Below are 26,630 nucleotides of genomic sequence, written 5' to 3'. Positions count from 1 at the left end.
GAAAAGGGCACGAAAAACGTGCCCAAATTTAAAGGTTAGAAGCGGAAGGTCGCAGTCGCAACAACCTGGCGTTCTGCTCCCCAGAAGCAGCCATAGGTGTTGAAGCAGCTGGCGACGTATTCACGATCCAGCAGGTTGTTCACGTGCAGCGCCACGTTCGAGCCCGCCATGCCAAAGCGCGCCAGATCGTAGCGCACCAGCGCATCCATCACCGCGTAGCTTCCCACCTTGAAGGAGTTTGCCGGATCGCCATAGCTGGAGCTGGAGAAGCGACCGCCGGTGCCCAGGGTCAGGCCAGAGAGTGCGCCATCATAGAAGGTGTAATCCCCCCACAGGGAAGCCATATGCTCAGGCACCTGCGCCGGGGTGTTGCCTTTGTAGTTGGTGTCGGTGGTGTACTCCACGTCGGTATAGGTGTAAGACCCCACCACGTTCACGCTGGCAGACAGCGCCGCTTTGGCTTCGATCTCCACGCCGCGGGCGCGGATCTCGCCGCCTTCAACTGAGAAGAACGAACCCGCAGGATCGGCCATCAGGTTGTTGGTTTTGGTCAGCTGATACAGGGCACCGGTCAGAACGATCGGACGATCGCTCGGCACGTACTTCACGCCCACTTCGTACTGCTTGCCTTTAGAAGGCGCAAACGGCTTACCTTGTGCGTCGGACTGGGAAGACGGCTCGAAGGATTCGCTGTAGCTGAAGTACGGGGTGACGCCATTATCAAACAGGTAGTTCACGCCGCCACGCCAGGTGAACTGATTGTCATCACGTGATGCCGTCGTGCCTGTGACGCGGTTAAACGAATCCTGCTCTGCCCAGTCGTAACGGCCACCCAGGGTGACCAGCACCTTATTCCACTGCGCCTGATCCTGCACGTAGAGACCGGTCTGCTGCTGTTTGTTCAGGAGCTGATACGGGCCGGAGTTGTCCGGGTTTTTCGAGCCGAAATCGAAATCGCTGTACACCGGGTTGTAGAGATCCAGCAGCGGGACGGAACCGTCATAGCCGAACCAGGCGTTGATGTCGTTACGCATGCGCATATAGTCAACACCGGTCAGCAGGATATGGTCAACGTCGCCGGTGGCGAATTTGCTCTGCAGCTGGGTATCAACAGTGAAGTTTTGCAGCTTCTCATCGTCAACCACATATTTACGCGCCAGGTAATGGCCTTTGTCCGCAGGGGATAAGGCGTTACAAAGGGCGTTGCCACTGTTCGCCGCATCGGAGCAGACGCCATAACCATAGACGCTGTTCTGCGAGGTTTTATTCTCGGCAAAACGCAGGTTCTGACGCACGGTGAAGGTGTCGTTGAATTCGTGATCGAAGCTATACCCGACCATCTTCTGGTTACGGGAGTAGGTATTGTTTTTCGCCCCTTCGTTGAAGTCGGTCGGCAGGCGATCGCCGTTTGGCAGCGGATCAACCGTGCCCTCTTTCGGCAACCAACCGTAGTAACCGGTCTCCGGTTCGTTCTGGAAATAGGAGAGGAAGGTGAAGTTAGTTTTATCAGACGGACGCCAGGAGAAGGATGGCGCAATGGTATAACGCTGCTCTTCCGCGCGCTCCTGCTGGGCGTTGTTAGAACGCGCCAGACCGGTCAGGCGATAAGAGTAAACCCCGTCGTCGTCCAGCGCATCGCTGAAGTCGAACCCGGTCTGGAACAGGCTGTCCGTCCCGACCTTAAACTTAACCTCTTTCAGCGGCTCGGTCAGTGGACGTTTACTGACCATGTTCAGCAAACCACCCGGGCTGCTTTTGCCGTAGAGAACGGAGGTCGGGCCGCGCATCACTTCCGCGCGCTCGATCATATAAGGGTCAATTACCGCGTCGTTATAGAAGTTGCCCTGCATCTTCATGCCGTCGAGGTAGTTGTTCTGGCTTTGGCCATCGGCAGCAAAGCCACGAATAATCAGGTAGTCGTATGTATTTGACGCGCCACGCGTACCGACTGCCACCCCTGGCGTGTAGCTCAGTGCTTCTTTCACCGAGCGCGGCTGGTGCAGCGCCATCTCTTCCGCGGTCACGACGGAAATCGACTGCGGCACCTTCTCAATGGAGGTATCCGTCTTGGTGCCGGTAGCGGACTGGCGTGCCGCAATGGTCGCCGCCGGTCCCCAGGCGCTCTCCTGCGGAGCAGGCGCTGCGGTGACGGTGATGGTTTCTTCTTTTTTAGGGGTTTCGGCAGCGTGAGCGTAAGCAGACATGCCGCTAACCGCTGTGGCTACAACAACTGCGATTTTACGCAGTGAAGATTGCATTGGCTGAGCAGTTTTTGAAAGCGCCATTGGTATATCTCTGATGAAAGCGTGAATGATAACGTAAACGAGAATTATTATTATGACCGCAGCATATTATGCGAAACATTCACGGCATAGCAAGTGATATGCGCCCCTACAGGAAATAAGGGTATAAGAATTAAACAATGGAAAATAGAGGGTTAATAAATGGAGATTTGAGTGTTGGAGGGATGTTTAATTGAGGTGAAAATTCCCTCTCCCGCAGGAGAGGGAATAGTGGTGAGTTAACCGCCGAACATATCCTTGATCCAGCCCGCGACACCGTCGCTCTCCTTCTTCTCGGGCTGCTGCGGCTGCTGTTGTTGCGGCTGCGACTGCGGCTGAGAAGACTGGTCAAACGGATTGCCCGATGGTTCCGGGGCAGCCTGCTGACACAGGGAGTCCGGGTTGCTGGTCCAGACCGGCACACGGCGCATCCCGCCGCCACACACAAAGTTGCCCGACTCATCCACGCCCATATCGACGATATCTTCCGGTGGCGTCAGGGTTAACGGCACCGGCGACTGGTTAGCCAGATAGCGCTGGTAGATAGACATCGCCCCGCTAGCGCCGTACAGCTTCGTCGGCTGGTTGTTATCGCGCCCTACCCAGGTGATCACCACTTCACGTCCGTCGATACCCGCAAACCAGGTGTCGACGTTGTTATTGGTGGTCCCGGTTTTACCCGCCAGATGCAGGCCAGGGTACTTCGCTCCCAGCTGACGCCCGGTACCGCGCTGCACAACCTGCTGCATGGTCCAGAGGGTCATATAGGCAGCCTGCGCCGGTACGGCACGCTCCGCCTGCGGGAAGCTCTGGTACAGCGGAGTGCCGTCTTCGGCAATCACTGAACGTAGCGCAGAGAGCGGAGCACGGTTCCCGCCGCTGGCGATGGTCTGGAACGCCTGCGCCACTTCAATTGGCGTCAGGTTCAGGGCCCCCAGCAGCATGGCCGGAACCGGATGCAGCTGATCTTTCGGCACGCCCAGCTTCAACCAGGTATCGGTGACTGCTGGCAGGCCAAGCGCCATCCCGAGGTTAACCGTCGGCACGTTCATGGAACGCGTCAGGGCATCCACCAGCATCACCTGGCCGCTGTACTGCTTATCGTCGTTCTGCGGCGACCAGACCTGGCCATTTGGCTGACGCAGGGCAATCGGGGCATCGGCGATCCAGGTGTTGAGACGATACTGGTTCGGCTGGCTCAAAGCGGTGAGATAGGTCGCCGGTTTAGCCAGAGAGCCGATCGAACGGCGTGCCTGCATGGCGCGGTTATAGCCCGCAAACTGCGGCTCTGCCCCGCCGACCATCGCCCGCACTTCGCCGGTGGTGCGATCGACCACCACCATCGCGGTCTCCAGATCGCTCAGCTTACGCTGTTTTTTCAGCGCCGGAATGCCTTCTACCGCCGCTTTCTCTGCGGCATCCTGCGCCACGGAGTCAAAGGTGGTGAAGATCTTCACGCCGGAGAGATCTTTAACCTTATCGCCCAGTTTGGCCTGCAGCTCCTGACGCACCATCTGCATAAATGCAGGCTGCGGGGAAATGACGCCGCCGCGCGGCTGTACGCCTAACGGACGCGCGCTGAGCATGTCATACAGCTCCTGGTCGATCACCTGCTGCTGTTGCAGCAGACGCAGCACCAGATTACGCCGCTCCAGAGCCAGTTTCGGGTTACGCCACGGGTTGTAGATGGAGGCACCCTTAACCATGCCCACCAGCAACGCCTGCTGGTCGAGGCTCAGCTCTTCCACCGGACGGCCAAAGTAATAAAGACTCGCCAGCGGGAAGCCGCGGATTTCATTGTCGCCGCTCTGACCGAGGTAGACCTCGTTCATATAGAGCTCAAGAATGCGGTCTTTGCTGTAGCGCGCATCCATCAGCACGGCCATGTAGGCTTCGTTGGCCTTACGCCAGTAGGAGCGTTCGCTGGAGAGGAACAGATTCTTCACCAGCTGCTGGGTCAGGGTACTTGCCCCCTGCACCGTGCGTCCTGCGGTGAGGTTCGCCAGCACCGCACGACCAATGGAGTAGAGGCTGACGCCATCGTGCTCATAGAAGTGACGGTCCTCGGTCGCCAGCAGGGTGTCCACCAGCAGATCCGGGAAGCCATTACGCGCAACAAAGAGGCGCTGCTCGCCGTTTGGCGAGGAGAGCATGGTGATCAGCCGCGGATCGAGACGGAAGAAACCGAACTGACGGTTGTTCTCCATGTTCTCAATGGTTTCCAGATGATCGCCATCGAAGGTCAGACGCGCACGCACCTGCCCTTCTTTGCTGTCCGGGAAGTCAAACGGACGGCGGATCATCTCAATGCTCTTCGCCTGCACCGTAAACTCGCCGGGACGGGTCATCTTCGTCACCTGGCGGTACTGGGTCGCCTCCAGCAGCTTGACCATCTCATTCTTGCTGATGGACATATCCGGCTCAAGGTTAACCATCCGGCCATAGACCGCCGCCGGCAGCTGCCAGACTTTGCCGTCAATACGGCTGCGGATCTTCTGATCCAGATAGACGCCATAGATCGCCAGCAGGATGAGGAAAACAATAAACAGCTTCAGCAGCAGCCAGAACCAGCCGCGCTTGCCACGAGGTTTACCTTTTTTGCCTTTTCCTTTACGTGGCGCAGGTGCGTCATCGTCATACTCATTATCAACATCGTCGTACTCTTCATCTCTGAGGCGTCGACGGCCTGCCTTTTCTTTTGCCGGACGGGCAGGTCTTCCTTTACGTCCAATTGGCTCGCGGTCATTCCCCGCCATGCTTTCTCTCCGCAACTATCAGGCGCAAAGGCCCGATTCTCTGGTCTTCCCCCTGATGGAGGAAGAAGAAATCTCTCAAATTTACCCTCTCAGAGGGTATTGCCGGGTGGCGCTACGAATACTTCTTCGTGCGACGGGTCGGCGCGGTATTTGCCGGGTCGTCCGGCCAGACATGTTTGGGATAACGCCCTTTCATCTCTTTTTGCACCTCGCGGTAGCTGCCAGCCCAGAATGCACCCAAATCCCGGGTGATCTGTAGCGGACGCTGGGCCGGTGACAACAGCTCCAGCACCAGCGGCACCCGCCCCTGCGCAATGGCAGGCGTGGTCGCCTCGCCAAACATATCCTGCATGCGTACTGCCAGCGCCGGAGGATTATCTTCATGATAACGAATGGCTATCCGGCTGCCGGTGGGCACAGTGTAATGCCCCGGAAGCTCGGTATCCAGACGTTGGCGTAACGACCAGTCGGTTAAGTTCTGTAACGCCGCCTTAACATCCAGCGCTTTTAACGCGCGCAGGGAGTGTACGCCACTCATTTGCGGCAGTAACCAGTTTTCCAGATTTGCCAGCAGCGAGGCTTCATCTACCGCGGGCCACGCGTACTCCGGCAGCCACTGGGCTGCGCAGTGCAGGCGGAGCCGGTACTGCTCCGCCTCCGGGGTCCAGTTCAGTACGCTGAGCCCCTTATCGCGGATGCCGTTAAGCATCGCCTGATGCAGCTCCTCTTCCGAGGGCTTTGCCAGCGGCTTAACGCTCACCGTCAGGCGGCCAATCTGCGAACGCCGCAGCGCCTTCAGCGTGCCTTGCGCTTCATCCCACTCTACGGTGTCAGACTGTGCCACAAGGCCCGGAGAAGCGGCGATCAGAGTATCAATATCCACTGCTATGGCCTGCAGAATACGGGCATCCGGCGACTGGCTGCCCTGCAACAGCAGCGGGGCAATCAGCCACTCGTGACGGGTCATGGCGTCGTCGCTCTGTAGCATCGCGCCCATGCCGTTCGCCAGTTGATAGCGTCCATCAAGCCCACGGCGGCGGGCAATCCGGTCAGGAAAGGCCTTCGCCAGCAGCACGGGCACCCGGTCGCTGTCCGGTGCCCCGCCCCGGCTGTTCAGGCGTGCACTCAGCTGTCGGGCGCGCTGCTGCCACTCCGGCTGATTGCGGGAGAAGGCCTGAGTCAGATCGCTACTGGCGCCACGCGGCGGCTGTTCAAGGATAGCGGCCAGCTTTGCCGCCGTCGCAATATCGTCGTCATCCGTCGCGCTGGCCAGCATGGCCGCCAGCCGCGGATCGTTGCCAAGCGTCGCCATCTTCTGACCAAAGGCGGTGAGCTGCTCTCCCGCCAGCGCCCCAAGCTGCGTTAATAAGCGCCGGGCCGCCGCAAGGTTAGTCGCAGGCGGCAGATCCAGCCAGTTTAATTGCGAGGGCTCCCGGCAGCCCCACTGCAACAGCTCCATCAGCAGGCCGCTGAGATCGCTTTGCATAATTTCGGGTGTGCCCTGCGCCGCGGCGCGTTCTGCCTGTTCAAACGACATAAGATGCAGGCAGATACCCGGCTCCAGTCGCCCGGCACGCCCGGCGCGCTGGGTCATGGAGGCCTGGCTCACGCGCTGGGTCAGCAGGCGGGTCAGGCCGGTGCGCGGGTCGAAATTCGCCACCCGCTCCTGGGCGGAGTCCACCACCAGCCGGATGCCCTCGATGGTCAGGCTGGTTTCGGCAATATTGGTCGCCAGCACCACTTTGCGCTGCCCTGGCAGGGCTGGCAGGATCGCTTTACGCTGCTCGGCCAGCGGCAGCGCGCCATACAGCGGGCAGAGCACCACGTCATCACTTACGCGACGTGACAGCTGCTCCTGCACACGCTGGATCTCAATCACGCCGGGTAAGAACAGCAGCAGCGAGCCCGGCTCCTGGCGCAACAGTTCGGCGGTCGCCACCGCCACCGCCTCGTCGAAGCGCAGCTGGGCGGAGAGCGACTGATAGCGCCGCTCCACCGGAAACGTCCGGCCCTCAGACACAATGGTGGGTGCCTCCGGCAGCAGGCGCTGGAGCCGCTCGTTATCCAGCGTCGCAGACATGATCAGCAGTTTGAGATCGTCCCGCAGCCCCTGCTGGACATCCAGCAGCAGCGCCAGCGCCAGATCCGCCTGCAAACTGCGCTCGTGGAACTCATCGAGGATCACCAGCCCTACGCCGTTAAGCTCAGGATCCTGCTGCAGCATCCGGGTGAGGATCCCCTCGGTGACCACCTCCAGCCGGGTGTTGGCCCCCACGCAGGTTTCGGCGCGCATCCGGTAGCCGACCGTCTCGCCGGGCTTTTCCCCCAGCAGCTCCGCCAGGCGCTGCGCCACATTGCGGGCCGCGAGCCTGCGCGGTTCGAGCAGGATAATTTTGCCGTTGATCGCCCCCTGCGCCAGGATCTGCAGCGGCAGCCAGGTCGATTTACCCGCACCGGTTGGCGCGTTCAGCAGCACCTGGGGGGCGTGTTGTAAGGCGAGAAGGAGATCGGGAAGGACAGCGGCGACCGGCAACAAGGACACGAATGGCTCCAGAGGGTTAACTTTAGACGGCGTACATTGTAGCATCGCCACAATTCATTACCGAGTGCGCCGTATGTCCGAGTCAAAAAGGTTGTTTTTTGCCATTGAAATGCCTGCCCCGCTCCAGCGGCAGATCGTCCGCTGGCGCGCCGACCATTTTGCGCCGGAAGCGGGCCGTCCGGTGGCGGGCAGTAACCTGCACCTGACGCTGGCGTTTTTAGGGGATGTCAGCCCCGAGAAGCAGCAGGCGCTGGCAGCAATGGCCGGACGCATCCGCCAGCCGGAGTTTACCCTGACGCTGGACGATGCCGGACAGTGGCTGCGCTCCCGCGTGGTCTGGCTGGGTACCCGCCAGCCGCCGCGGGGGTTATTGCAGCTAGCCAATATGTTGCGGGCCCAGGCGGCGCGCAGCGGCTGCTATCAAAGCCCCCAGCCGTTTCATCCGCATATCACCCTGCTGCGCGATGCCAGCCACGCCGTCGCCATTCCGCCACCGGGTTTTCACTGGTCGTTTGCGGTGAAAGATTTTGTCCTCTACGAGAGCCGTTTCGCAGGCGGGCGCACGCGCTACACGCCGCTCCAGCGCTGGACGCTTACCGAATAACAAGGAATTTGCATGCAGTTTACCCCTCCCCTACAGCCCGCCACGCTGATACAACGCTATAAACGTTTTCTTGCCGACGTGGTAACGCCCAACGGTGAAACCCTGACCCTGCACTGCCCCAATACCGGGGCGATGACCGGCTGCGCCACGCCGGGGGATACCGTCTGGTACTCCACCTCCAGTAATATCAAACGTAAATATCCTCACACCTGGGAAATAACCCAGACCGCGGACGGAGAATATATTTGCGTCAATACGCTGCGAGCGAACCAGCTGGTCAAAGAGGCGATTAGTCTGGATTTTATTCCGGAACTGCGCGGCTATAACCTCTTAAAAAGCGAAGTAAAATATGGCAGCGAAAGCAGCAGAATCGACTTTATGTTGCAGGCAGATGATCGCCCTGAGTGCTATATTGAAGTGAAATCAGTGACGTTAGCTGAGAAAGATAACGGTTATTTCCCGGATGCGGTGACGCTGCGAGGGCAGAAGCACCTCCGGGAGCTCATGAGTGTAGCGGCGGCGGGCAAACGCGCCGTGCTGTTATTTGCGTTATTGCACAGCGCAATTGGGCGATTTTCACCTGCTCGCCATATTGACCTTAAGTACGCGCAACTGTTGAATGAGGCACAAAAGCAGGGGGTAGAGGTTTTGGTGTATAAAGCTGAACTTTCTGCCGATAATATCACTCTGAGATCCGCTCTCCCCGCCACGTTATGAAAGGGGTTGAGCGTTGGCTAATAAGTATTCTGGTCGTGTGCGCAAATACGCTTTTCCTCACAGGCTTGTCAAGTGTTACGTTTAGATAATTGCCATACGGAAAAGCATCTGCTATTTATAGCGGCCTGATTTTTCCCCCAACACGGGGATCGATAGTGCGTGTTAAGGAGAAGCAACATGCAAGAAGGGCAAAACCGTAAAACATCGTCCCTGAGTATTCTCGCCATCGCTGGGGTGGAGCCGTATCAAGAGAAGCCGGGCGAAGAGTATATGAATGAAGCCCAGCTATCACACTTCAAGCGAATCCTTGAAGCATGGCGTAATCAACTCCGGGATGAAGTGGATCGCACCGTTACACATATGCAGGACGAAGCGGCTAACTTCCCGGATCCGGTAGACCGTGCCGCCCAGGAAGAAGAGTTCAGCCTCGAACTGCGTAACCGTGACCGCGAGCGTAAGCTGATCAAAAAGATTGAGAAAACGCTGAAAAAAGTCGAAGACGAAGATTTCGGCTTCTGCGAGTCCTGCGGTGTCGAAATCGGCATTCGTCGTCTGGAAGCCCGTCCGACAGCCGACCTGTGCATCGACTGTAAAACGCTGGCAGAAATCCGCGAAAAACAGATGGCCGGTTAATGCCAGCCCTGTTATGACGCTACCACAGGCGGGAGTTCTCTCCCGCCTGATTACTTTCTGCGCCGTGTAATTATGCCTGCTGACTATATTGGGCGCTTCGCGCCATCCCCCTCTGGCGAACTGCATTTCGGCTCGCTTATTGCCGCCCTTGGCAGCTATCTGCAAGCCCGTGCCCGACAGGGTATCTGGCGCGTGCGGATTGAAGATATCGACCCTCCGCGTGAAGTTCCCGGTGCAGCAGAGTCCATTCTGCGGCAACTGGAACATTACGGCCTGCACTGGGACGGCGACGTTCTCTGGCAATCCCAACGCCACGAGGCCTACCGGGAACGCCTGGCCTGGCTGCACGCCCAGGGCCTTTCCTATTACTGCACCTGCACCCGCGCCCGCATTCAGAGCGTCGGCGGCGTCTATGACGGCCACTGCCGCACCCTGCATCACGGCCCGGAAAATGCGGCGGTGCGCGTGATGCAACAGCATCCCGTCACCTGCTTTACTGACCGGTTACAGGGTGAGCTCCACGCCGATGCGCGCCTGGCGGGCGAGGATTTCATTATCCATCGGCGGGACGGGCTGTTTGCTTATAACCTGGCGGTGGTGGTGGATGACCATTTCCAGGGCGTAAGCGAAATTGTGCGCGGGGCCGACCTGATTGAACCTACCGTCCGGCAGATTTCACTCTACCGGCTGTTTGGCTGGCCGGTTCCGGACTACATTCACCTGCCGCTGGTGGTGAATGAAAAAGGGATGAAACTCTCGAAACAGAATCATGCCCCCGCATTACCAACCGGCGATCCTCGCCCTGTTCTTATCAATGCTTTACAATTTCTAAACCAGGATGTAACAAATGAGTGGCAGGATCTGCGCACCGAAGAATTGCTGGAAAAAGCGGTGGCCAACTGGTCGCTCATTCGCGTGCCGAAAATCCAGCATTCTCAAATGCGTCTCGCTGAGCTATGATTAGCCGCTATTTTTTGTCCTGAATTCTGAAACACACACTACCGAGGTGTACTATTTTTACCCGAGTCGCTAATTTTTGCCGTAAGGTGCTGAGCCGCGATGAGAGCATGGCGGATGACGTCATTGTTCAAAATACGATGTCGGTTATTCCGCGCGAACAGCATGCTATTTCCCGCAAAGATATCAGTGAAAACGCCCTTAAGGTGCTTTATCGCCTGAATAAAGCTGGCTATGAGGCGTATCTCGTTGGTGGCGGGGTGCGTGACCTGTTGCTGGGCAAAAAGCCGAAAGATTTTGACGTGACCACCAGCGCCACGCCTGAGCAGGTGCGTAAATTATTCCGCAACTGCCGTCTGGTTGGCCGCCGCTTCCGTCTTGCTCACGTGATGTTTGGGCCGGAGATCATCGAAGTGGCCACCTTCCGTGGTCATCACGAAGGCACGCCAACCGATCGCACCACCTCCCAGCGCGGCCAGAACGGTATGCTGCTGCGTGACAATATCTTCGGTTCTATCGAAGAAGATGCCCAGCGTCGCGATTTCACGATTAACAGCCTTTATTACAGCGTGGCTGACTTTACCGTCCGCGATTTCGTTGGTGGGGTGCCGGACCTGAAAGCCGGTCTGATTCGCCTGATCGGCAACCCGGAAACCCGCTACCGTGAAGATCCGGTGCGGATGCTGCGTGCCGTGCGTTTTGCCGCCAAGCTGGGTATGCGCATCAGCCCGGAAACCGCCGAGCCGATCCCGCGCCTGGCGACGCTGATCAACGATGTGCCCCCGGCGCGTCTGTTTGAAGAGGCGCTGAAGCTGCTGCAGGCTGGTCACGGTTTTGCCACTTATCAGCTGCTGCGCGAATACAGCCTGTTCCAGCCCCTGTTCCCGACCATTACGCGCAACTTCACCGAAAAAGGTGACAGCGCGATGGAACGTATCATCGACCAGGTGCTGAAGAATACCGATAACCGCATTCAGAACGATATGCGCGTTAACCCGGCATTCCTCTTTGCGGCGATGTTCTGGTATCCGCTGCTGGAAACGGCGCAGAAGATTGCTCAGGAGAGCGGTCTGGCCTACTACGATGCCTTCGCCCTGGCTGCTAACGATGTGCTGGATGAAGCCTGCCGTTCGCTGGCGATCCCGAAACGCATCACCACGCTGGTGCGTGATATCTGGCAGCTTCAGCTGCGGATGTCCCGTCGTCAGGGTAAACGCGCATGGAAGTTAATGGAGCATCCAAAATTCCGTGCGGCTTACGATCTGATGGCCCTGCGTGCCGAAGCGGAGAACAACCGTGAGCTGCAGGCGCTGGTGCAGTGGTGGGGTGAGTTCCAGGTTTCTGCGCCACCGGCACAGAAGGACATGCTAACCGGTCTCGATGAAGAGCCGGCGCCGCGTCGCCGCCATCGTCGTCCACGTAAGCGTGCTCCACGCCGCGAAGGGGCCGCATGACGCTGGCCTATATCGCCATCGGCAGTAATCTGGCCTCTCCGCTGGAGCAGGTCAATGCTGCCGTCCAGGCGCTGGGCGACATTCCGCAGACCCGCGTTGTCGCCCTCTCCTCTTTCTATCGTACGCCTCCTCTGGGCCCGCAGGATCAGCCCGACTACCTCAACGCCGCCATTGCGCTGGAAACCGCCCTTAGCGCTGAGGCGCTGCTGGACAACACCCAGCGTATTGAGTTGCAGCAGGGGCGCGTGCGTAAAGAAGAGCGCTGGGGACCGCGCACCCTCGATTTAGATATCATGCTGTTTGGTGATGCGGTGATTAACACCGAACGCCTGACCGTGCCGCATTACGACATGAAACGCCGCGGCTTTATGCTCTGGCCACTGTTCGAAATCGCCCCCGATCTGATCTTCCCTGACGGCGAAAGTCTCAGCGCCCTGCTGACGCAGCTTAACGCCGAAAAACCGGCCAACTGGTAACAGCAAATTTTAGTTGATTAACCACGAAATATTTGTGGTTAATCGGTTGCCTAAAATCATTGTTCCCCCGAATGTTACTGTTAGAATGCGCAAAGATTCGCTTTGGGCTATCAGGAAACAGTATGAAACCAACCACCATCGCCACCCTGCAGAAATGCAAACAGGACAAGCAGCGCTTCGCCACCATTACCGCCTATGACTACAGCTTCGCCAAACTCTTTGCCGAAGAGGGCATTAACGTCATGCTGGTCGGCGACTCGTTAGGGATGACGGTCCAGGGACATGACTCCACTCTGCCGGTAACGGTCGAGGATATTGCTTATCATACCCGGGCAGTTCGCCGCGGTGCGCCAGCCTGTCTGCTGCTCGCCGATCTGCCGTTTATGGCCTACGCCACGCCTGAGCAGGCGTTTGAAAGTGCCGCCACGGTGATGCGCGCCGGCGCCAACATGGTCAAAGTAGAAGGCGGTGCCTGGCTGGTTGAGACCGTGCGTATGCTCACCGAGCGCGCGGTACCGGTCTGCGGCCATCTGGGATTAACCCCGCAGTCGGTCAATATCTTTGGCGGCTATAAGGTGCAAGGGCGCGGTGACGCCGCCCAGACGCTGTTTGATGATGCGCTGGCAATTGAAGCAGCGGGCGCACAGCTGCTGGTGCTGGAGTGCGTACCGGTTGCACTGGCGAAACGCATTACCGAGGCGCTCTCTATTCCGGTGATTGGCATTGGTGCCGGTAACGTCACCGACGGACAAATTCTGGTAATGCACGATGCCTTTGGCATTACCGGCGGGCATATCCCGAAATTTGCGAAGAATTTCCTTATCGACGCAGGCGACATGCGCGGCGCAGTCAGGCAGTATATTGCCGACGTTGAATCGGGTGTTTACCCGGGTGAAGAACACAGTTTCCAGTAAGGAGTCTTGTTGTGCTAATCATTGAAACTCTGCCGCTGCTGCGCCAGCATATTCGTCGCCTGCGCCAGGAAGGTAAACGTATCGCGCTGGTTCCCACCATGGGCAACCTGCATGACGGTCACATGAAGCTGGTGGACGAAGCCAAAGCCCGCGCCGATGTGGTGGTGGTGAGCATTTTCGTTAACCCGATGCAGTTTGACCGCGCCGACGACCTGGCCCGCTACCCGCGCACGCTGCAGGAAGATTGCGAGAAGCTGAAAAAGCATCAGGTCGATTTCGTCTTCGCCCCGGCACCGAATGATGTCTATCCGAAGGGCACGGAAGAGACGACCTATGTGGACGTACCGGGCATCTCCACCATGCTGGAGGGCGCCAGCCGTCCGGGTCATTTCCGCGGCGTCTCCACCATCGTCAGCAAGCTCTTTAACCTTGTGCAGCCAGATATCGCCTGCTTCGGCGAGAAAGATTTCCAGCAGCTGGCCCTGATCCGCAAGATGGTGGCCGACATGGGCTACGACATCGACATCGTTGGCGTGCCGATTGTGCGTGCCAAAGATGGCCTGGCGCTGAGCTCCCGCAACGGCTACCTCACCGCTGACCAGCGCAAAATCGCGCCGGGCCTGTATAAGGTGATGAGCGCGATGGTTGAAAAGCTGCAGCAGAAAGCCCTGAGCAGCGAAGAGATTATCGCCATTGCTGAACAGGAGCTGAATGACAAAGGTTTCCGGGCTGATGATATTCAGATCCGCGATGCCGATACGCTGCTGGAACTCTCTGCCACCAGCAAACGCGCGGTGATCCTGGTTGCTGCGTGGCTCGGTCAGGCGCGCCTGATCGACAACAGTGTCGTTGAACTGGCTCAGTAATGACTGAGCTGATAGATAGCTAATGGATTAGTTTCCCTTCCCACTTGCGGGCAAGTGGGTTACGAAGAAGAGTAAAGGTAACATCATGATTCGCAAAATGTTGCAAGGTAAGCTTCACCGTGTGAAGGTCACTCAGGCCGATCTGCACTATGAAGGCTCCTGCGCGATCGATCAGGATTTTCTCGACGCGGCGGGTATTCTTGAAAACGAAGCCATTGATATCTGGAACGTGAGTAACGGCAATCGTTTCTCAACCTATGCTATCGCGGCTGAACGGGGTTCTAAAATCATCTCCGTGAACGGTGCGGCCGCGCACTGTGCCAACGTGGGTGATATCGTCATCATCGCCAGCTTCGTTATGATGTCCGACGAGGAAGCCCGCCGCTGGCAGCCGAAAGTGGCCTACTTCGAGGGCGACAACGACATGAAACGCACCGCGAAAGCGATCCCGGTACAGGTCGCCTGATCGTTATCCTTGCGGCTGATTACTGATCAGCCGCGACATGGTCTCTAAAGAGTCCGTTCTGAGAACGTATAAACGCTTCAGCAGGAATGGATTATCCCCCGGTTTTACCTTCCCTTTCACCGTTGTCACCGCCAGGTGAAATCCTGCATCATTCGCCGCTTTCACCGCGTTATCGTTGTAACCGCCAAACGGGTAGGAGAGATACAGTACGTGCGGGTTAAACTGCGCCAGCGCGCGGCGGGAGTGTTTGAAATCCATCAGGATATTATGATAACTGCGGCTGAGCAGGATCGGATGGCGGTTATTGTCCACCCGGTGCAGGAAATGGGTATGCGACTGCACGTCGAAAACATCCTGGATCTCCTGCAGCTCGGAGATGCTCATAAACTGCAGCGTCTTTGGATCCCACTTCAGCGGATGCGCTTTGATCCGTGAGGAGATGATAAACGCCGTGGCGTGAAAGCCGTACTGCCTGAGGATTGGCCAGGCGTAGCGGCTGACCGATTTCAGGCCGTCGTCAAAGGTGATCACCACTGCCCTGGCGGGCAGGTTCATTTTGTTACGCACATAACCTTCGAGCTGATACATCGTCAGCGTGGTGTAGCCCTGGTCGCGCAGCCAGGTCATCTGGTTACTGAAAGCGCGTACGCTGGTGGTGGTTGAGGTGTGGCGGAAACGGGTGTTCTCTTCATCGCGCAGGATATGGTGATAAGTGAGCACCGGCAGGCCATTATCTTCCTGCGCATCCAGACTGCTGACCCAAGCCAGGCGGTTAGCGATGCGGATCTGATACCACGTCTGATTCAGGCGATCCTTGAGTTTATTGAGGATCGGATAGCGCAGATTATCTGCCAGCGTACCGAACGGGGCGCTGCCGGCGCTGGGGGCGTTGTAGACCGGCGTATCCTTCCACGTAATTAAATTCTGGTTGCTGAGCGGCTTGTTCAGATCGCCCAGGCTATCCTCCACCCGCTGTTTGCCCTGCACTTCGCCCAGATGCCCTTTGTCGATAAAACCGGTGCCAAAGCCAAACCGGAATTCATAGTAATCCGCCGGGGTGGGAGAAACGGCGATGATCTGCCCGGCGCGCACATTGCCGACGGTCACGACGCGGTTACCTACCTGCGCCCAGATGGTGGCATCTTCGGTGGTTTGCATATAACGGGCCGGAGCCCCTTGCTGGCTTAGCAGACTGGCAGAAGCGCCGCCGGAAACCAGCAGCAGAAGCAGAAGAAAAATACGCGAGAACATAGTGAATTATTCAGTACGAAAATCGGACGACATTGTAGCAAAAGCGACCGTAATACCAATGCTTAATATTTCTCCGGTCCATGCAGCAGAACGAAGGGCGGGTTTTTCTGCTGCTGGTGCCAAAGGCTGCTGACGTCCGGCGCGCCGTGGGCCACGATGGCGTTACGAAAGCTGGCGCTGTCGGTCGTTTCACGCAGGGGGTACATCATCTCCAGCAGCGGATAGCTTATCCCGGAGATCACTTCGCAATTCTCATGCTTATGGCTGAGCAGCGCTGCTGCACGATAGGGCGCTGCGCCGGAGATGTCGGTCAGGAAGATCACCCCATCACCGCTGTCGGCATGGTGCTGGGCATCACACAACATACGGCTGAGCATATTGCAGCTTAAGCCGCGCCAGAAATTGACCACCTGGCACTGCACCAGCGGCCCAAAGCGAGCGGCAAGCCGATCCGCCATCAGCTGCGCGTGTTCTTCATGGCACGTTATTACCCAACCCAGCATCGTCACCTCTCATCAGAAAGGGGTAGTGTAGCGGGAGAGATAAGGTATGGGGGTGACGGTGGTCAATAAAGCGGCCCGGCAGCAGAACGCCGCCGGGCCTGATGGTTAGCTACGCAGCCCGCGTCCGCGCTGGATCAGGTTCCAGCACAGCAGATAGAAGGCAACGATAAAGATCACCAGCACGGCAACGGTGGTCACCAGCGGCACGTCGGAAATGCCGAGGAAACCAAAGCGGAAACCGCTGATCATATAGACGATGGGGTTCAGGTGTGACAGCCCCTGCCAGAACGGCGGCAGCAGCGTCAGGGAGTAGAAGACCCCACCGAGGTAGGTGAGCGGCGTCAGGACGAAGGTCGGGATCAGGCTGATATCGTCAAAGGTTTTGGCGAAAACCGCGTTCAGCAGCCCCGCCAGGGAGAACAGTATCGCCGTCAGCAGCAGCGTCAGGCCGACAAACAGCCAGGAGTGCACCTGGAACGGCACAAAGAACAGCGAAACGGCGGTGACCAGAATGCCGACGCACAGGCCGCGCGCTACCCCGCCGCCGACGTAACCGGCGATGATGACGTGGGTAGGCACCGGCGCCACCAGCAGCTCTTCAATGTTGCGCTGGAACTTGGCGCTGAAGAACGACGACGCCACGTTAGCGTAGGCGTTGGTGATGACCGCCATCATGATCAGACCCGGCACGATAAACTGCATATAGGTAAAGCCGTGCATCTCGCCGATGCGCGAGCCAATCAGGTTGCCGAAGATAATAAAGTAGAGGGTCATGGTGATCACCGGCGGAACCAGGGTCTGGATCCAGATACGCATGAAACGGTTGATCTCTTTGGCCCAGATACTTTTCAGCGCCACCCAGTAAAGCTGCATCATGCGCGATCTCCTTGTTTCTCATGGACCAGCGAGACGAACAGCTCTTCCAGTCGGTTTGCTTTGTTACGCATACTTAATACCTGAATCCCCTGCTCGCTCAGCTGGCTGAAGACGCTGTTGATCCCCTGCTCGCGCAGCACTTCCACTTCAAGCGTGGAGGTATCCACCAGACGGTACTGATAGCCTACCAGCTTCGGCAGCGGACTTTTTGCCGCCAGGTCGAGAATGAACGTCTCTGATTTCAGCTTGGAGAGCAGATCTTTCATTGAGGTGTTTTCCACCAGCTCGCCGTGCTGAATGATGCCGATATTGCGACAGAGCATCTCAGCCTCTTCCAGATAGTGGGTGGTGAGGATAATGGTGGTGCCTTTGTCGTTTAAATCCTTCAAAAAGCTCCACATTGAGCGGCGAAGCTCGATATCCACCCCGGCGGTGGGCTCATCGAGGATCAGCAGCTTTGGCTCGTGCATCAGGGCGCGGGCAATCATCAGACGACGCTTCATGCCGCCAGACAACATCCGCGCACGTTCGTTGCGTTTCTCCCACAGATCGAGCTGCTTAAGATACTTTTCGCTGCGCGCGACCGCCTCTTTGCGCTCCACGCCGTAGTAACCCGCCTGGTTGACCACAATCTGCTGTACGGTCTCAAACGGATTGAAGTTAAACTCCTGCGGCACCAGCCCCAGCTGGCGTTTGGCATTGACTACATCTTTCTCCAGGTCGTAGCCAAACACGCTCACCCGGCCGGAGGATTTGTTAACCAGCGAGCTGATGATACCGATGGTGGTGGATTTACCTGCCCCGTTAGGCCCCAGAAGCGCATAAAAATCACCGGCTTCTACTTTGAGATCTATCCCGCGCAGCGCCTGGACGCCGCCCGGATAGGTTTTTTTAAGTTGCTCAAGCTCAAGTGCAATCGCCATGAAATAAACTTACCTATAGTTCTGACACACGTTGTGTGGTTTCATTAAAAGTCGGGTTACCCTATAGTAGCGCAACGCAATCACTCGGTTACAGGCCGTTAGCCTCCATGAATGACATAGATACACTCATCAGCAATAACGCACTATGGTCAAAGATGCTGCTGGAAGAAGATTCCGGATTTTTTGAGAAACTGTCTCAGTCGCAGAAACCACGCTTTCTCTGGATTGGATGCTCCGACAGCCGCGTTCCGGCTGAACGTCTTACCGGCCTTGAACCTGGCGAACTCTTCGTTCACCGCAACGTTGCGAACCTGGTGATCCACACCGACCTGAACTGTCTCTCCGTGGTGCAGTATGCGGTGGATGTTCTGGAAGTCGAACACATCATCATTTGTGGTCACTACGGCTGCGGCGGCGTGCAGGCAGCGGTTGAAAACCCGGAACTGGGCCTTATCGACAACTGGCTACTGCACATTCGTGATATCTGGTTCAAACATAGCTCACTGCTGGGGCAAATGCCGCAGGAACGCCGCCTGGACACCCTGTGCGAGCTGAACGTGATGGAACAGGTCTACAACCTCGGCCACTCCACCATTATGCAGTCGGCGTGGAAACGCGGGCAAAAAGTGACGATCCACGGCTGGGCGTATGGCATTCATGATGGCCTGCTGCGCGATCTGGAAGTGACCGCCACCAACCGGGAAACGCTGGAGCAGCGCTACCGTCAGGGTGTCTCTAACCTGACCCAGAAGCACGTTAACCACAAGTAAACGCAAAACGGCAACGCAAGTTGCCGTTTTTAGTCCGCAGGCCCGTTAAGCGTAGCGCCGCCGGGCAATACCTACTTTACTCGTCCAGCAGCACCACTTTGCCGACATACGGCAGATGGCGATAGCGCTGCGCGTAGTCAATCCCGTAGCCCACCACAAATTCGTCCGGGATCGAGAAACCGACAAACTCCACGGGAACGTCCACTTCACGGCGGGTCGGTTTATCCAGCAGGGTACAAATCGCCAGCGATTTTGGGCCGCGCAGGCTGAGAATTTCGCGTACTTTTGACAGGGTGTTACCGGAATCGATGATGTCTTCCACAATCAGAACATCTTTGCCGCGAATGTCTTCATCCAGATCTTTGAGAATTTTAACATCACGGGTGGTCGACATGCCGCTGCCATAGCTGGAGGCGGTCATAAAATCGACTTCATGGGAGACCTGCACTTCGCGGCAGAGATCGGCCATAAACATGAAGGAACCGCGTAACAGACCCACCAGCACCATCTCACTGCCGCTGTCTTTATAATGTTCGGTGATCTGACGACCGAGTTCGGCGATACGCGTTTTGATCTCCGCTTCAGGGATCATCACTTCAACAGTATGTTTCATTTTACTAACCGTATGTTTTTATAACGAATTTCTCAATGCCTTTGGATTCGCGTCCGGCATCGCTTCATAAGCCCTGAAGTATACCAGCAAATGGATCCTCCTGGCGCGTGAGTTCACAAAAGCCATATTTGTGATTCCGATCACACTTGTTAAGTCCTATAATTAATTGCTACTAAATAATTAACAAACTTATCGAGTGTCTTTTATGGCGGAAACAAAAAATCAACATTCACGTTTACTCGTGAGGCTAACAGCCCTGTTCGCTGCATTTTGCGGACTGTATCTGTTAATCGGCGGGGTCTGGCTGGTAGCCATTGGCGGCTCCTGGTACTACCCGGTAGCAGGTGTGGTTATGCTCGGCGTCACCCTGCTTCTCTGGCGCAGTAAACAATCGGCACTGTGGCTCTATGCGGCCCTGCTGCTGGCTACGATGATCTGGGGCGTATGGGAGGTCGGCTTCGACTTCTGGGCCCTGACCCCGCGTAGCGACATCCTGGTCTTCTTCGGTATCTGGCTGATCCTGCCTTTCGTCTGGCGTCGCCTGCTTGTGCGCTCCAGCGGTGCGGTTGCCGCTCTGGTCGTGGCGCTGCTGATTAGCGGTGGCATTCTGACCTGGGCTGGCTTTAACGATCCGCAGGAGGTGAAAGGTACCCTGAATGCGGAATCTACGCCTGCGGCGGCGATCTCCGACGTGGCAGATGGTGACTGGCCTGCCTATGGCCGTAACCAGGAAGGTCAGCGTTACTCCCCGCTGAAGCAGATCAACGCGGACAACGTGAAAAACCTGAAAGAAGCCTGGGTATTCCGTACCGGCGATCTCAAGATGCCGAACGATCCGGGCGAACTGACCAACGAAGTGACCCCAATTAAAGTAGGCAACATGCTCTACCTGTGTACGGCGCACCAGCGTCTGTTCGCGCTTGACGCGGCCACCGGTAAAGAGAAATGGCACTTCGATCCGCAGCTTAAAACCAACAACCAGTTCCAGCACGTGACCTGCCGTGGCGTCTCTTACCACGAAGCGCGTGCCGATAACGCCAGCCCGGAGGTGATTGCCGACTGTCCGCGCCGCATCATGCTGCCAGTAAACGACGGTCGTCTGTTCGCCATTAACGCCGAAACCGGCAAGCTGTGCGAAACCTTTGCCAACAAAGGTGTGCTGAACCTGCAGACCAACATGCCGGATCAGACTCCGGGTCTGTATGAACCTACTTCACCGCCAATCATCACCGATAAAACCATCGTGATTGCCGGTTCGGTAACGGATAACTTCTCCGTTCGCGAAACCTCTGGCGTGATCCGCGGTTTTGACGTTAATACCGGTAAGCTGTTGTGGGCCTTCGATCCGGGTGCGAAAGATCCAAACGCTATCCCGTCGGATGAACACACCTTTACCTTTAACTCGCCAAACTCCTGGGCGCCAGCCGCCTATGACGCGAAGCTGGACCTGGTCTACCTTCCGATGGGCGTCACCACGCCAGATATCTGGGGTGGCAACCGCACGCCAGAGCAGGAGCGTTATGCCAGCTCTGTTCTGGCGCTGAATGCGACCACCGGTAAACTGGCGTGGAGCTACCAGACCGTTCACCACGATCTGTGGGATATGGACATGCCGTCCCAGCCGACGCTGGCAGACATTACCGTCAACGGTAAAACCGTACCGGTGATCTACGCCCCGGCGAAGACAGGTAATATCTTTGTGCTGGACCGTCGTAACGGCGAGCTGGTCGTGCCGGCACCGGAAAAACCGGTTCCGCAGGGCGCGGCGAAAGGCGACTACGTCACTAAAACCCAGCCGTTCTCCGATCTGAGCTTCCGTCCGAAGAAAGATCTCAGCGGCGCGGACATGTGGGGCGCCACCATGTTCGACCAGCTGGTGTGCCGCGTGATGTTCCACCAGCTGCGCTATGAAGGCATCTTCACCCCACCATCCGAGCAGGGCACGCTGGTTTTCCCGGGTAACCTGGGGATGTTCGAATGGGGCGGTATCTCCGTTGACCCGAACCGTCAGGTGGCGATTGCCAACCCGATGGCGCTGCCGTTTGTCTCTAAACTGATCCCACGCGGCCCGGGCAACCCGATGGAACAGCCGAAAGATGCCCAAGGCACCGGTACGGAATCCGGTATTCAGCCGCAGTACGGCGTGCCGTATGGCGTGACGCTGAACCCGTTCCTCTCTCCGTTTGGCCTGCCGTGTAAACAGCCTGCATGGGGTTATATCTCTGCACTGGATCTGAAAACCAACCAGGTCGTCTGGAAAAAACGTATTGGTACGCCACAGGACAGCATGCCGTTCCCGATGCCGATCCCGGTGCCGTTCAATATGGGTATGCCAATGCTGGGTGGCCCAATTTCCACCGCCGGTAACGTGCTGTTCATCGCGGCAACCGCCGATAACTATCTGCGCGCTTACAACATGAGCAACGGTGAAAAACTGTGGCAGGGCCGTCTGCCTGCGGGTGGACAGGCTACACCGATGACCTATGAAGTGAATGGCAAGCAGTACGTTGTCATCTCTGCGGGGGGTCATGGTTCGTTTGGGACGAAGATGGGCGACTATATTGTCGCGTATGCGTTACCTGACGAAAGTAAGTAACTAAAAAGCCCGGTGGCGCTGCGCTTACCGGGCCTACGGGTACGCTATCCAGGCCGGGTGAGGCGACGCCGCCACCCGGCTTTTTTATACCGTGAATCCGAGCATCATCCCGGTATCTTCATGCTCTAACAGATGGCAGTGCGCCATATAGGCATACTCTTTCGGCGCGTCATGATCGAACTTCACTAGCACCTCGCTTACCCCGCCCTCCACGCGCACCGTATCCTTCCAGCCCGCGCGATGCACCGCTGGCGCTTTGCCGTTTTCCGTGAGGATGCGGAACTGGGTGCCGTGAATATGGAACGGATGCAGCATCATGTCCCCTTCCCCGGAGATCGTCCAACGTTCATATTGCCCTTTAGCGGCGGCGAACTGCGGCGTGTGCATATCAAAGGCTTTGCCGTTGATCCGGTTGCCGTTACGGAAATCGAACCCATGCATGCTGTGATCCATTCCCCCCATCTGACCATGATTCATATGGCCCTTCATCTGGCCATGATGCATCCCCGCCATCGCCTGATCGCCATACTTCTTCATTAACGCCTGCATGCCCATCATGTCGAGCATGGGGTCCATGGAGAGCTGGAGTTTGCGCTGGGTCAGTCCTTCCAGCGACGGCAGAGCGGGCAGCGTGGTCAGGGTGTCCGGCAATACGCCCGACACGGTCACCAGCAGCGGCTGAATGCGCAGCACCGGCTGCGGTTTATCGAACGGCGCCACCGCCATCCCCATCTGGCTTACCGGCAGGGTTATCAGGTCAAAGGGCTTGCCGTCGCTAATGTCCACCAGCACCTCAAAACGCTCCCCCATCAGCATTGGCAGTTCGGTCACTTTTACCGGCTCAGCCAGCAGCCCGCCGTCGCTGGCGACGACATAGAGTGGACGCTTATCGCTGGCGGCGAAATTGAGCGAACGGGCATTACAGCCGTTGAGCAGGCGCAGGCGCAGCCACCCTTTCGGGGCATTGTGCTGCGGGTAGATGGCCCCGTTGGTCAGCAGCGTGTCGCCAAACCAGCCCACCGCGGCGCTCATCACATCCAGCTGATAGTCAATTTGCCCGTCGGCAGTAAATTTCTTGTCCTGCACAATCACCGGAACATCGTCGATGCCCCACTGCTTTGGCAGGCGCAGCAGACGACTCTCGTCATCCTCAATCAGTACCAGACCGCCTAACCCCATCGCCACCTGATGGCCGGTTTTGCCGTGCTGATGGGGATGAAACCAGCAGGTTGCCGCTCGCTGATCCGGAGTAAAGGTCACCGTCCGCTGGCCGCCGGGCTTAATGATGCCGTGCGGTCCGCCGTCTACCTCGCCCGGCACTTCCAGACCGTGCCAGTGGACGGTGGTCTCTTCGTTCAGGGTGTTGTGGATGTTAACGGTCAGCGCTTTTCCCTTGCGTAGCTGAATGGCCGGGCCGAGCAGGTTGCCGTTGTAGCCCCAGGTGGTGGCGTTGTGCCCACCGAAGGCGGTTTTCCCCGCCTGCACCACCAGATTCACCTGATTGCGTGCATCGGGCGTGAGTAAATTCGGGATCGGCAAAACGGGCCGCTCGGCGGCAAAGGCCGCGCGGCTCCAGAGCGGCAGCGCACTGGCGACGCCCAGTGCGGCAGAATATTTTAAAAAATCACGGCGTTGCATGTTCATCTCCTTATTCGCAGCAGTCAATCGCCTGAGCATAAACCCTCCCCTTGCCGGAAGGTCAAGAAAAGCCGCAATAATAAAGATCGTCGTGCCGACGGGAAGTGTGCTAACGTTGAATTTCCGTGACGTATTGGTAGAAGCAATGAAGACGTTTTTCCGAACAATTCTGTTCAGCACCCTGATGATTAGTTGCGCAAACAGCTATGCGCTGAGTGAAAATGAAGCCGAAGATATGGCGGATTTAACGGCGGTGTTCGTATTCCTGAAAAACGACTGCGGCTACCAGAATTTACCCAACGGTCAGATTCGCCGTGCCCTGGTCTTTTTTGCTCAACAGAACCAGTGGGATCTGAGCAACTACGACAGTTTTGACATGAAAACCCTCGGTGAAGACAGCTACCGCGATCTCAGCGGCATCGGCATTCCCACAGCAAAGAAATGTAAAGCCCTGGCTCGCGACTCGCTGAGCCTCCTTGCCTACGTTAAGTAAATCCCTACCCGATGCCCCTTTGCTGAATTTATGACCGTGCAACCACGGTCATAGTTAGCTATGATGTTGCCCCCGTTTTATGCGGGTGTTAACAAAGGAGGTATCATCCCATGGCCGAAAAAAATATGTGGCATGAAACGCTGCATGACCATTTTGGACAGTACTTTGCCATTGATAACGTGCTCTATCATGAGAAAACCGATCATCAGGATCTGATCATTTTCGAAAACGCGGCCTTTGGCCGGGTGATGGCGCTGGATGGCGTGGTGCAAACCACCGAGCGTGACGAGTTCATTTATCATGAAATGATGACTCACGTCCCGCTGCTGGCACACGGCAATGCGAAACATGTGCTGATCATCGGCGGCGGCGACGGCGCTATGCTGCGCGAAGTCTCCCGCCATAAATCCATTGAAAGCATCACCATGGTCGAGATTGATGCGGGCGTCGTCTCTTTCTGCCGCCAGTACCTGCCGAACCACAATGCTGGCAGCTACGACGATCCACGCTTTACGCTTGTGATCGACGACGGCGTCAATTTTGTTAACCAGACGACGCAGACCTTCGATGTGATCATCTCCGATTGCACCGATCCGATTGGTCCCGGCGAGAGCCTCTTTACCTCGGCGTTCTATGAAGGCTGCAAACGCTGCCTGAACCCTGGCGGTATCTTCGTTGCCCAGAACGGCGTCTGCTTCCTGCAGCAGGACGAGGCCATCGACAGCCACCGCAAGCTGAGCCACTACTTTACCGACGTCAGCTTCTACCAGGCGGCAATCCCGACCTATTATGGCGGTGTCATGACCTTTGCCTGGGCGACGGACAACGATGCCCTGCGCCATCTCTCCACCGGCATCATTCAGGCGCGCTTCCAGCAGGCGAATCTGACCTGCCGCTATTACAATCCGGCCGTCCATACCGCAGCCTTTGCCTTACCGCAATATTTGCACGATGCTCTGAGGGGGTGAACGAATTGAAAAAGCTGAAACTGCATGGCTTTAACAACCTGACCAAAAGCCTGAGTTTTTGTATTTACGATATCTGCTATGTAAAAACGGCGGAAGAGCGCGATGGTTATATCGCCTATATCGATGAACTCTATAACGCCAACCGACTGACCGAGATCCTGTCAGAAACCTGCTCTATCATTGGCGCCAATATCCTGAACATTGCGCGTCAGGATTATGAACCCCAGGGCGCCAGCGTCACCATTCTGGTCAGCGAGGAGCCGGTCGATCCCACCCTTATCGACCATACGGAGCACCCCGGTCCGCTGCCGGAAGCGGTGGTTGCCCATCTCGATAAAAGCCATATCTGCGTACATACCTACCCGGAGAGCCACCCTGAAGGCGGGCTGTGTACTTTCCGCGCCGATATTGAAGTGTCGACCTGCGGCGTGATCTCCCCGCTTAACGCGCTGAATTACTTAATTCATCAGCTTGAGTCCGATATCGTGACCATTGACTACCGCGTACGCGGTTTTACCCGTGATATCAACGGCATGAAGCACTTTATCGACCATGAAATTAACTCCATTCAGAACTTCATGTCCGAAGACATGAAAGCGCTCTATGACATGATGGATGTGAACGTTTATCAGGAGAATATCTTCCATACCAAGATGCTGCTGAAGGAGTTCGACCTGAAGCACTACATGTTCCATACCCGGCCGGAAGATTTAAGCGAAGATGAGCGCAAGGTCATTACTGACCTGCTGTGGAAAGAGATGCGCGAAATTTACTACGGCCGCAATATCGCGACCGTATAAGATGCGTCAGGAGCAGGGATGCTCCTGATACTATTTCTGCTTCACAAACTCGCGGTAGGCCGCCACCACCTGCAAGAAATCCTCTACGCCGCACAGCGACAGACTCTCTTCATCGTAGTAGCTCATCCCCTCTTCCATCTCGTCGCCGGAAAACTCCAGCTGATTGGCGCGAACCATGACCTCTTCGCCATCCATCCACAGCGTGTATTCATGCCCGGCGCGTTGCCAGGATCGTTCACTGCCTTTGACCGTGCGCGCAGCCTGTTCCACTTCATCGAGCAGGCCCAGATTCTCTTTTACTTCTTCGTTGAACCAGTGACCGACCACCTCGTGGCCCATCGACATCCGCACTTTCACCACACCGGTGATATCACGCAGAAATTCGTAATCCATAGTATTTTCCTCTGCAAAGCTCTTGCAGTAATTATCGCAGCAGCGGGGAAGAAAAAAAGCCGAACGGGTGGAAGGAATGAAAATAAAAAACCCACCGCGTGGGCGATGGGTTTGACAGGCCCGGTAAGCGTCGAGCCAC

Annotated in this window: 24 protein-coding genes; 14 read left to right on the top strand and 10 right to left on the bottom strand. The window is 57.0% G+C overall.

Features of this window, described 5'->3' with window-relative positions; translation table 11 throughout:
- Positions 1 to 35: 35 nt before the first annotated feature.
- From fhuA to hrpB, 3 genes are all read right to left on the bottom strand, one after another.
- Complete coding sequence (gene fhuA, locus C3406_RS16855; protein ID WP_103823287.1) at positions 36 to 2,285, bottom strand: ferrichrome porin FhuA; 2,250 nt, start codon at positions 2,283 to 2,285, stop codon at positions 36 to 38.
- A gap of 236 nt (positions 2,286 to 2,521) precedes the next feature.
- Positions 2,522 to 5,038, bottom strand: a complete 2,517-nt coding sequence (gene mrcB / locus C3406_RS16850) for a bifunctional glycosyl transferase/transpeptidase (protein ID WP_103823286.1) — start codon at positions 5,036 to 5,038, stop codon at positions 2,522 to 2,524.
- Positions 5,039 to 5,150: 112 nt separating this feature from the next.
- Positions 5,151 to 7,580, bottom strand: coding sequence for an ATP-dependent helicase HrpB (gene hrpB, locus C3406_RS16845; protein ID WP_103823285.1), 2,430 nt, complete (start codon positions 7,578 to 7,580; stop codon positions 5,151 to 5,153).
- A gap of 73 nt (positions 7,581 to 7,653) precedes the next feature.
- On the opposite strand from hrpB, the gene thpR reads away from it, so the two are divergent.
- The 9 genes from thpR (at position 7,654) to panD (ending at position 14,667) form a co-directional block, all read left to right on the top strand.
- Positions 7,654 to 8,184, top strand: coding sequence for an RNA 2',3'-cyclic phosphodiesterase (thpR, locus tag C3406_RS16840; protein ID WP_103823284.1), 531 nt, complete (start codon positions 7,654 to 7,656; stop codon positions 8,182 to 8,184).
- 12 nt (positions 8,185 to 8,196) lie between these two features.
- A complete protein-coding gene (gene sfsA, locus C3406_RS16835) occupies positions 8,197 to 8,901 on the top strand; it encodes a DNA/RNA nuclease SfsA (RefSeq protein WP_103823283.1) in 705 nt (234 codons plus the stop codon).
- A gap of 177 nt (positions 8,902 to 9,078) precedes the next feature.
- Positions 9,079 to 9,534, top strand: a complete 456-nt coding sequence (dksA, locus tag C3406_RS16830) for an RNA polymerase-binding protein DksA (protein WP_012016093.1) — start codon at positions 9,079 to 9,081, stop codon at positions 9,532 to 9,534.
- 72 nt (positions 9,535 to 9,606) lie between these two features.
- Positions 9,607 to 10,494 carry a tRNA glutamyl-Q(34) synthetase GluQRS gene (gluQRS, locus tag C3406_RS16825; RefSeq protein WP_103823282.1) on the top strand — a complete coding sequence of 296 codons (888 nt, stop codon included), beginning with the start codon at positions 9,607 to 9,609 and terminating at the stop codon, positions 10,492 to 10,494.
- A 53-nt stretch (positions 10,495 to 10,547) separates the two neighbouring features.
- The gene (pcnB, locus tag C3406_RS16820) at positions 10,548 to 11,945 is read left to right on the top strand and encodes a polynucleotide adenylyltransferase PcnB (protein WP_231604294.1); all 1,398 of its coding nucleotides are present in this window, start codon (positions 10,548 to 10,550) and stop codon (positions 11,943 to 11,945) included.
- On the top strand, positions 11,942 to 12,421 hold the full coding sequence (gene folK / locus C3406_RS16815; protein ID WP_103823280.1) for a 2-amino-4-hydroxy-6-hydroxymethyldihydropteridine diphosphokinase: 480 nt from the start codon (positions 11,942 to 11,944) through the stop codon (positions 12,419 to 12,421). The genes pcnB and folK overlap by 4 nt, the downstream gene beginning before the upstream one ends.
- 122 nt (positions 12,422 to 12,543) lie before the next feature.
- Positions 12,544 to 13,335: a 3-methyl-2-oxobutanoate hydroxymethyltransferase gene (gene panB / locus C3406_RS16810; RefSeq protein WP_103823279.1), complete on the top strand. Its 792-nt coding sequence runs from the start codon at positions 12,544 to 12,546 to the stop codon at positions 13,333 to 13,335.
- A gap of 11 nt (positions 13,336 to 13,346) precedes the next feature.
- A complete protein-coding gene (gene panC / locus C3406_RS16805; RefSeq protein ID WP_103823278.1) occupies positions 13,347 to 14,201 on the top strand; it encodes a pantoate--beta-alanine ligase in 855 nt (284 codons plus the stop codon).
- A gap of 85 nt (positions 14,202 to 14,286) precedes the next feature.
- Positions 14,287 to 14,667, top strand: a complete 381-nt coding sequence (gene panD, locus C3406_RS16800) for an aspartate 1-decarboxylase (protein WP_032616579.1) — start codon at positions 14,287 to 14,289, stop codon at positions 14,665 to 14,667.
- 3 nt (positions 14,668 to 14,670) lie between these two features.
- Here the strand turns inward: panD and C3406_RS16795 are convergent, their stop codons facing one another.
- The 4 genes from C3406_RS16795 to C3406_RS16780 all read right to left on the bottom strand — a co-directional run bounded on the left by C3406_RS16795 (position 14,671) and on the right by C3406_RS16780 (position 18,220).
- A complete protein-coding gene (locus C3406_RS16795) occupies positions 14,671 to 15,918 on the bottom strand; it encodes a polysaccharide deacetylase family protein (protein WP_103823277.1) in 1,248 nt (415 codons plus the stop codon).
- Between the two features lie 62 nt (positions 15,919 to 15,980).
- Entirely contained in the window at positions 15,981 to 16,421 is a 441-nt protein-coding gene (locus tag C3406_RS16790) for a PTS sugar transporter subunit IIA (protein ID WP_103823276.1), read from the bottom strand.
- Between the two features lie 105 nt (positions 16,422 to 16,526).
- Positions 16,527 to 17,297 (bottom strand): ABC transporter permease, encoded by a 771-nt coding sequence (locus C3406_RS16785; RefSeq protein ID WP_103823275.1) that lies wholly within the window; start codon positions 17,295 to 17,297, stop codon positions 16,527 to 16,529.
- Complete coding sequence (locus C3406_RS16780) at positions 17,294 to 18,220, bottom strand: ABC transporter ATP-binding protein (protein ID WP_103178306.1); 927 nt, start codon at positions 18,218 to 18,220, stop codon at positions 17,294 to 17,296. The genes C3406_RS16785 and C3406_RS16780 overlap by 4 nt, the downstream gene beginning before the upstream one ends.
- 107 nt (positions 18,221 to 18,327) lie before the next feature.
- On the opposite strand from C3406_RS16780, the gene can reads away from it, so the two are divergent.
- Positions 18,328 to 18,990 (top strand): carbonate dehydratase, encoded by a 663-nt coding sequence (can, locus tag C3406_RS16775; RefSeq protein ID WP_103178305.1) that lies wholly within the window; start codon positions 18,328 to 18,330, stop codon positions 18,988 to 18,990.
- Between the two features lie 76 nt (positions 18,991 to 19,066).
- Here the strand turns inward: can and hpt are convergent, their stop codons facing one another.
- The gene (hpt, locus tag C3406_RS16770; protein ID WP_103178304.1) at positions 19,067 to 19,603 is read right to left on the bottom strand and encodes a hypoxanthine phosphoribosyltransferase; all 537 of its coding nucleotides are present in this window, start codon (positions 19,601 to 19,603) and stop codon (positions 19,067 to 19,069) included.
- Between the two features lie 205 nt (positions 19,604 to 19,808).
- Here hpt and C3406_RS16765 point away from each other — a divergent pair, with 205 nt between their 5' ends.
- Positions 19,809 to 22,199, top strand: coding sequence for a glucose/quinate/shikimate family membrane-bound PQQ-dependent dehydrogenase (locus C3406_RS16765; protein ID WP_103823274.1), 2,391 nt, complete (start codon positions 19,809 to 19,811; stop codon positions 22,197 to 22,199).
- An 84-nt stretch (positions 22,200 to 22,283) separates the two neighbouring features.
- On the opposite strand, the gene cueO is transcribed toward C3406_RS16765, so the two are convergent.
- Entirely contained in the window at positions 22,284 to 23,837 is a 1,554-nt protein-coding gene (cueO, locus tag C3406_RS16760) for a multicopper oxidase CueO (protein ID WP_103823273.1), read from the bottom strand.
- 145 nt (positions 23,838 to 23,982) lie between these two features.
- Between cueO and C3406_RS16755 the strand changes: the two genes are divergently transcribed.
- From C3406_RS16755 to speD, 3 genes are all read left to right on the top strand, one after another.
- On the top strand, positions 23,983 to 24,330 hold the full coding sequence (locus C3406_RS16755) for a YacC family pilotin-like protein (protein ID WP_103178301.1): 348 nt from the start codon (positions 23,983 to 23,985) through the stop codon (positions 24,328 to 24,330).
- Positions 24,331 to 24,440: 110 nt separating this feature from the next.
- Positions 24,441 to 25,298, top strand: a complete 858-nt coding sequence (gene speE, locus C3406_RS16750) for a polyamine aminopropyltransferase (RefSeq protein ID WP_103178300.1) — start codon at positions 24,441 to 24,443, stop codon at positions 25,296 to 25,298.
- Positions 25,299 to 25,303: 5 nt separating this feature from the next.
- A complete protein-coding gene (gene speD, locus C3406_RS16745) occupies positions 25,304 to 26,098 on the top strand; it encodes an adenosylmethionine decarboxylase (protein ID WP_103181029.1) in 795 nt (264 codons plus the stop codon).
- Positions 26,099 to 26,128: 30 nt separating this feature from the next.
- On the opposite strand, the gene yacL is transcribed toward speD, so the two are convergent.
- Positions 26,129 to 26,491, bottom strand: coding sequence for a protein YacL (yacL, locus tag C3406_RS16740; protein WP_103178299.1), 363 nt, complete (start codon positions 26,489 to 26,491; stop codon positions 26,129 to 26,131).
- Positions 26,492 to 26,630 lie beyond the last annotated feature (139 nt).

The organism is Leclercia sp. LSNIH8 (assembly GCF_002920195.1).
In the GTDB taxonomy this organism is placed as follows: Bacteria; Pseudomonadota; Gammaproteobacteria; order Enterobacterales; family Enterobacteriaceae; genus Enterobacter.
The sequence above is the reverse complement of the archived record's forward strand: the minus strand, read 5'-3'. Positions and strand labels throughout refer to the sequence as shown.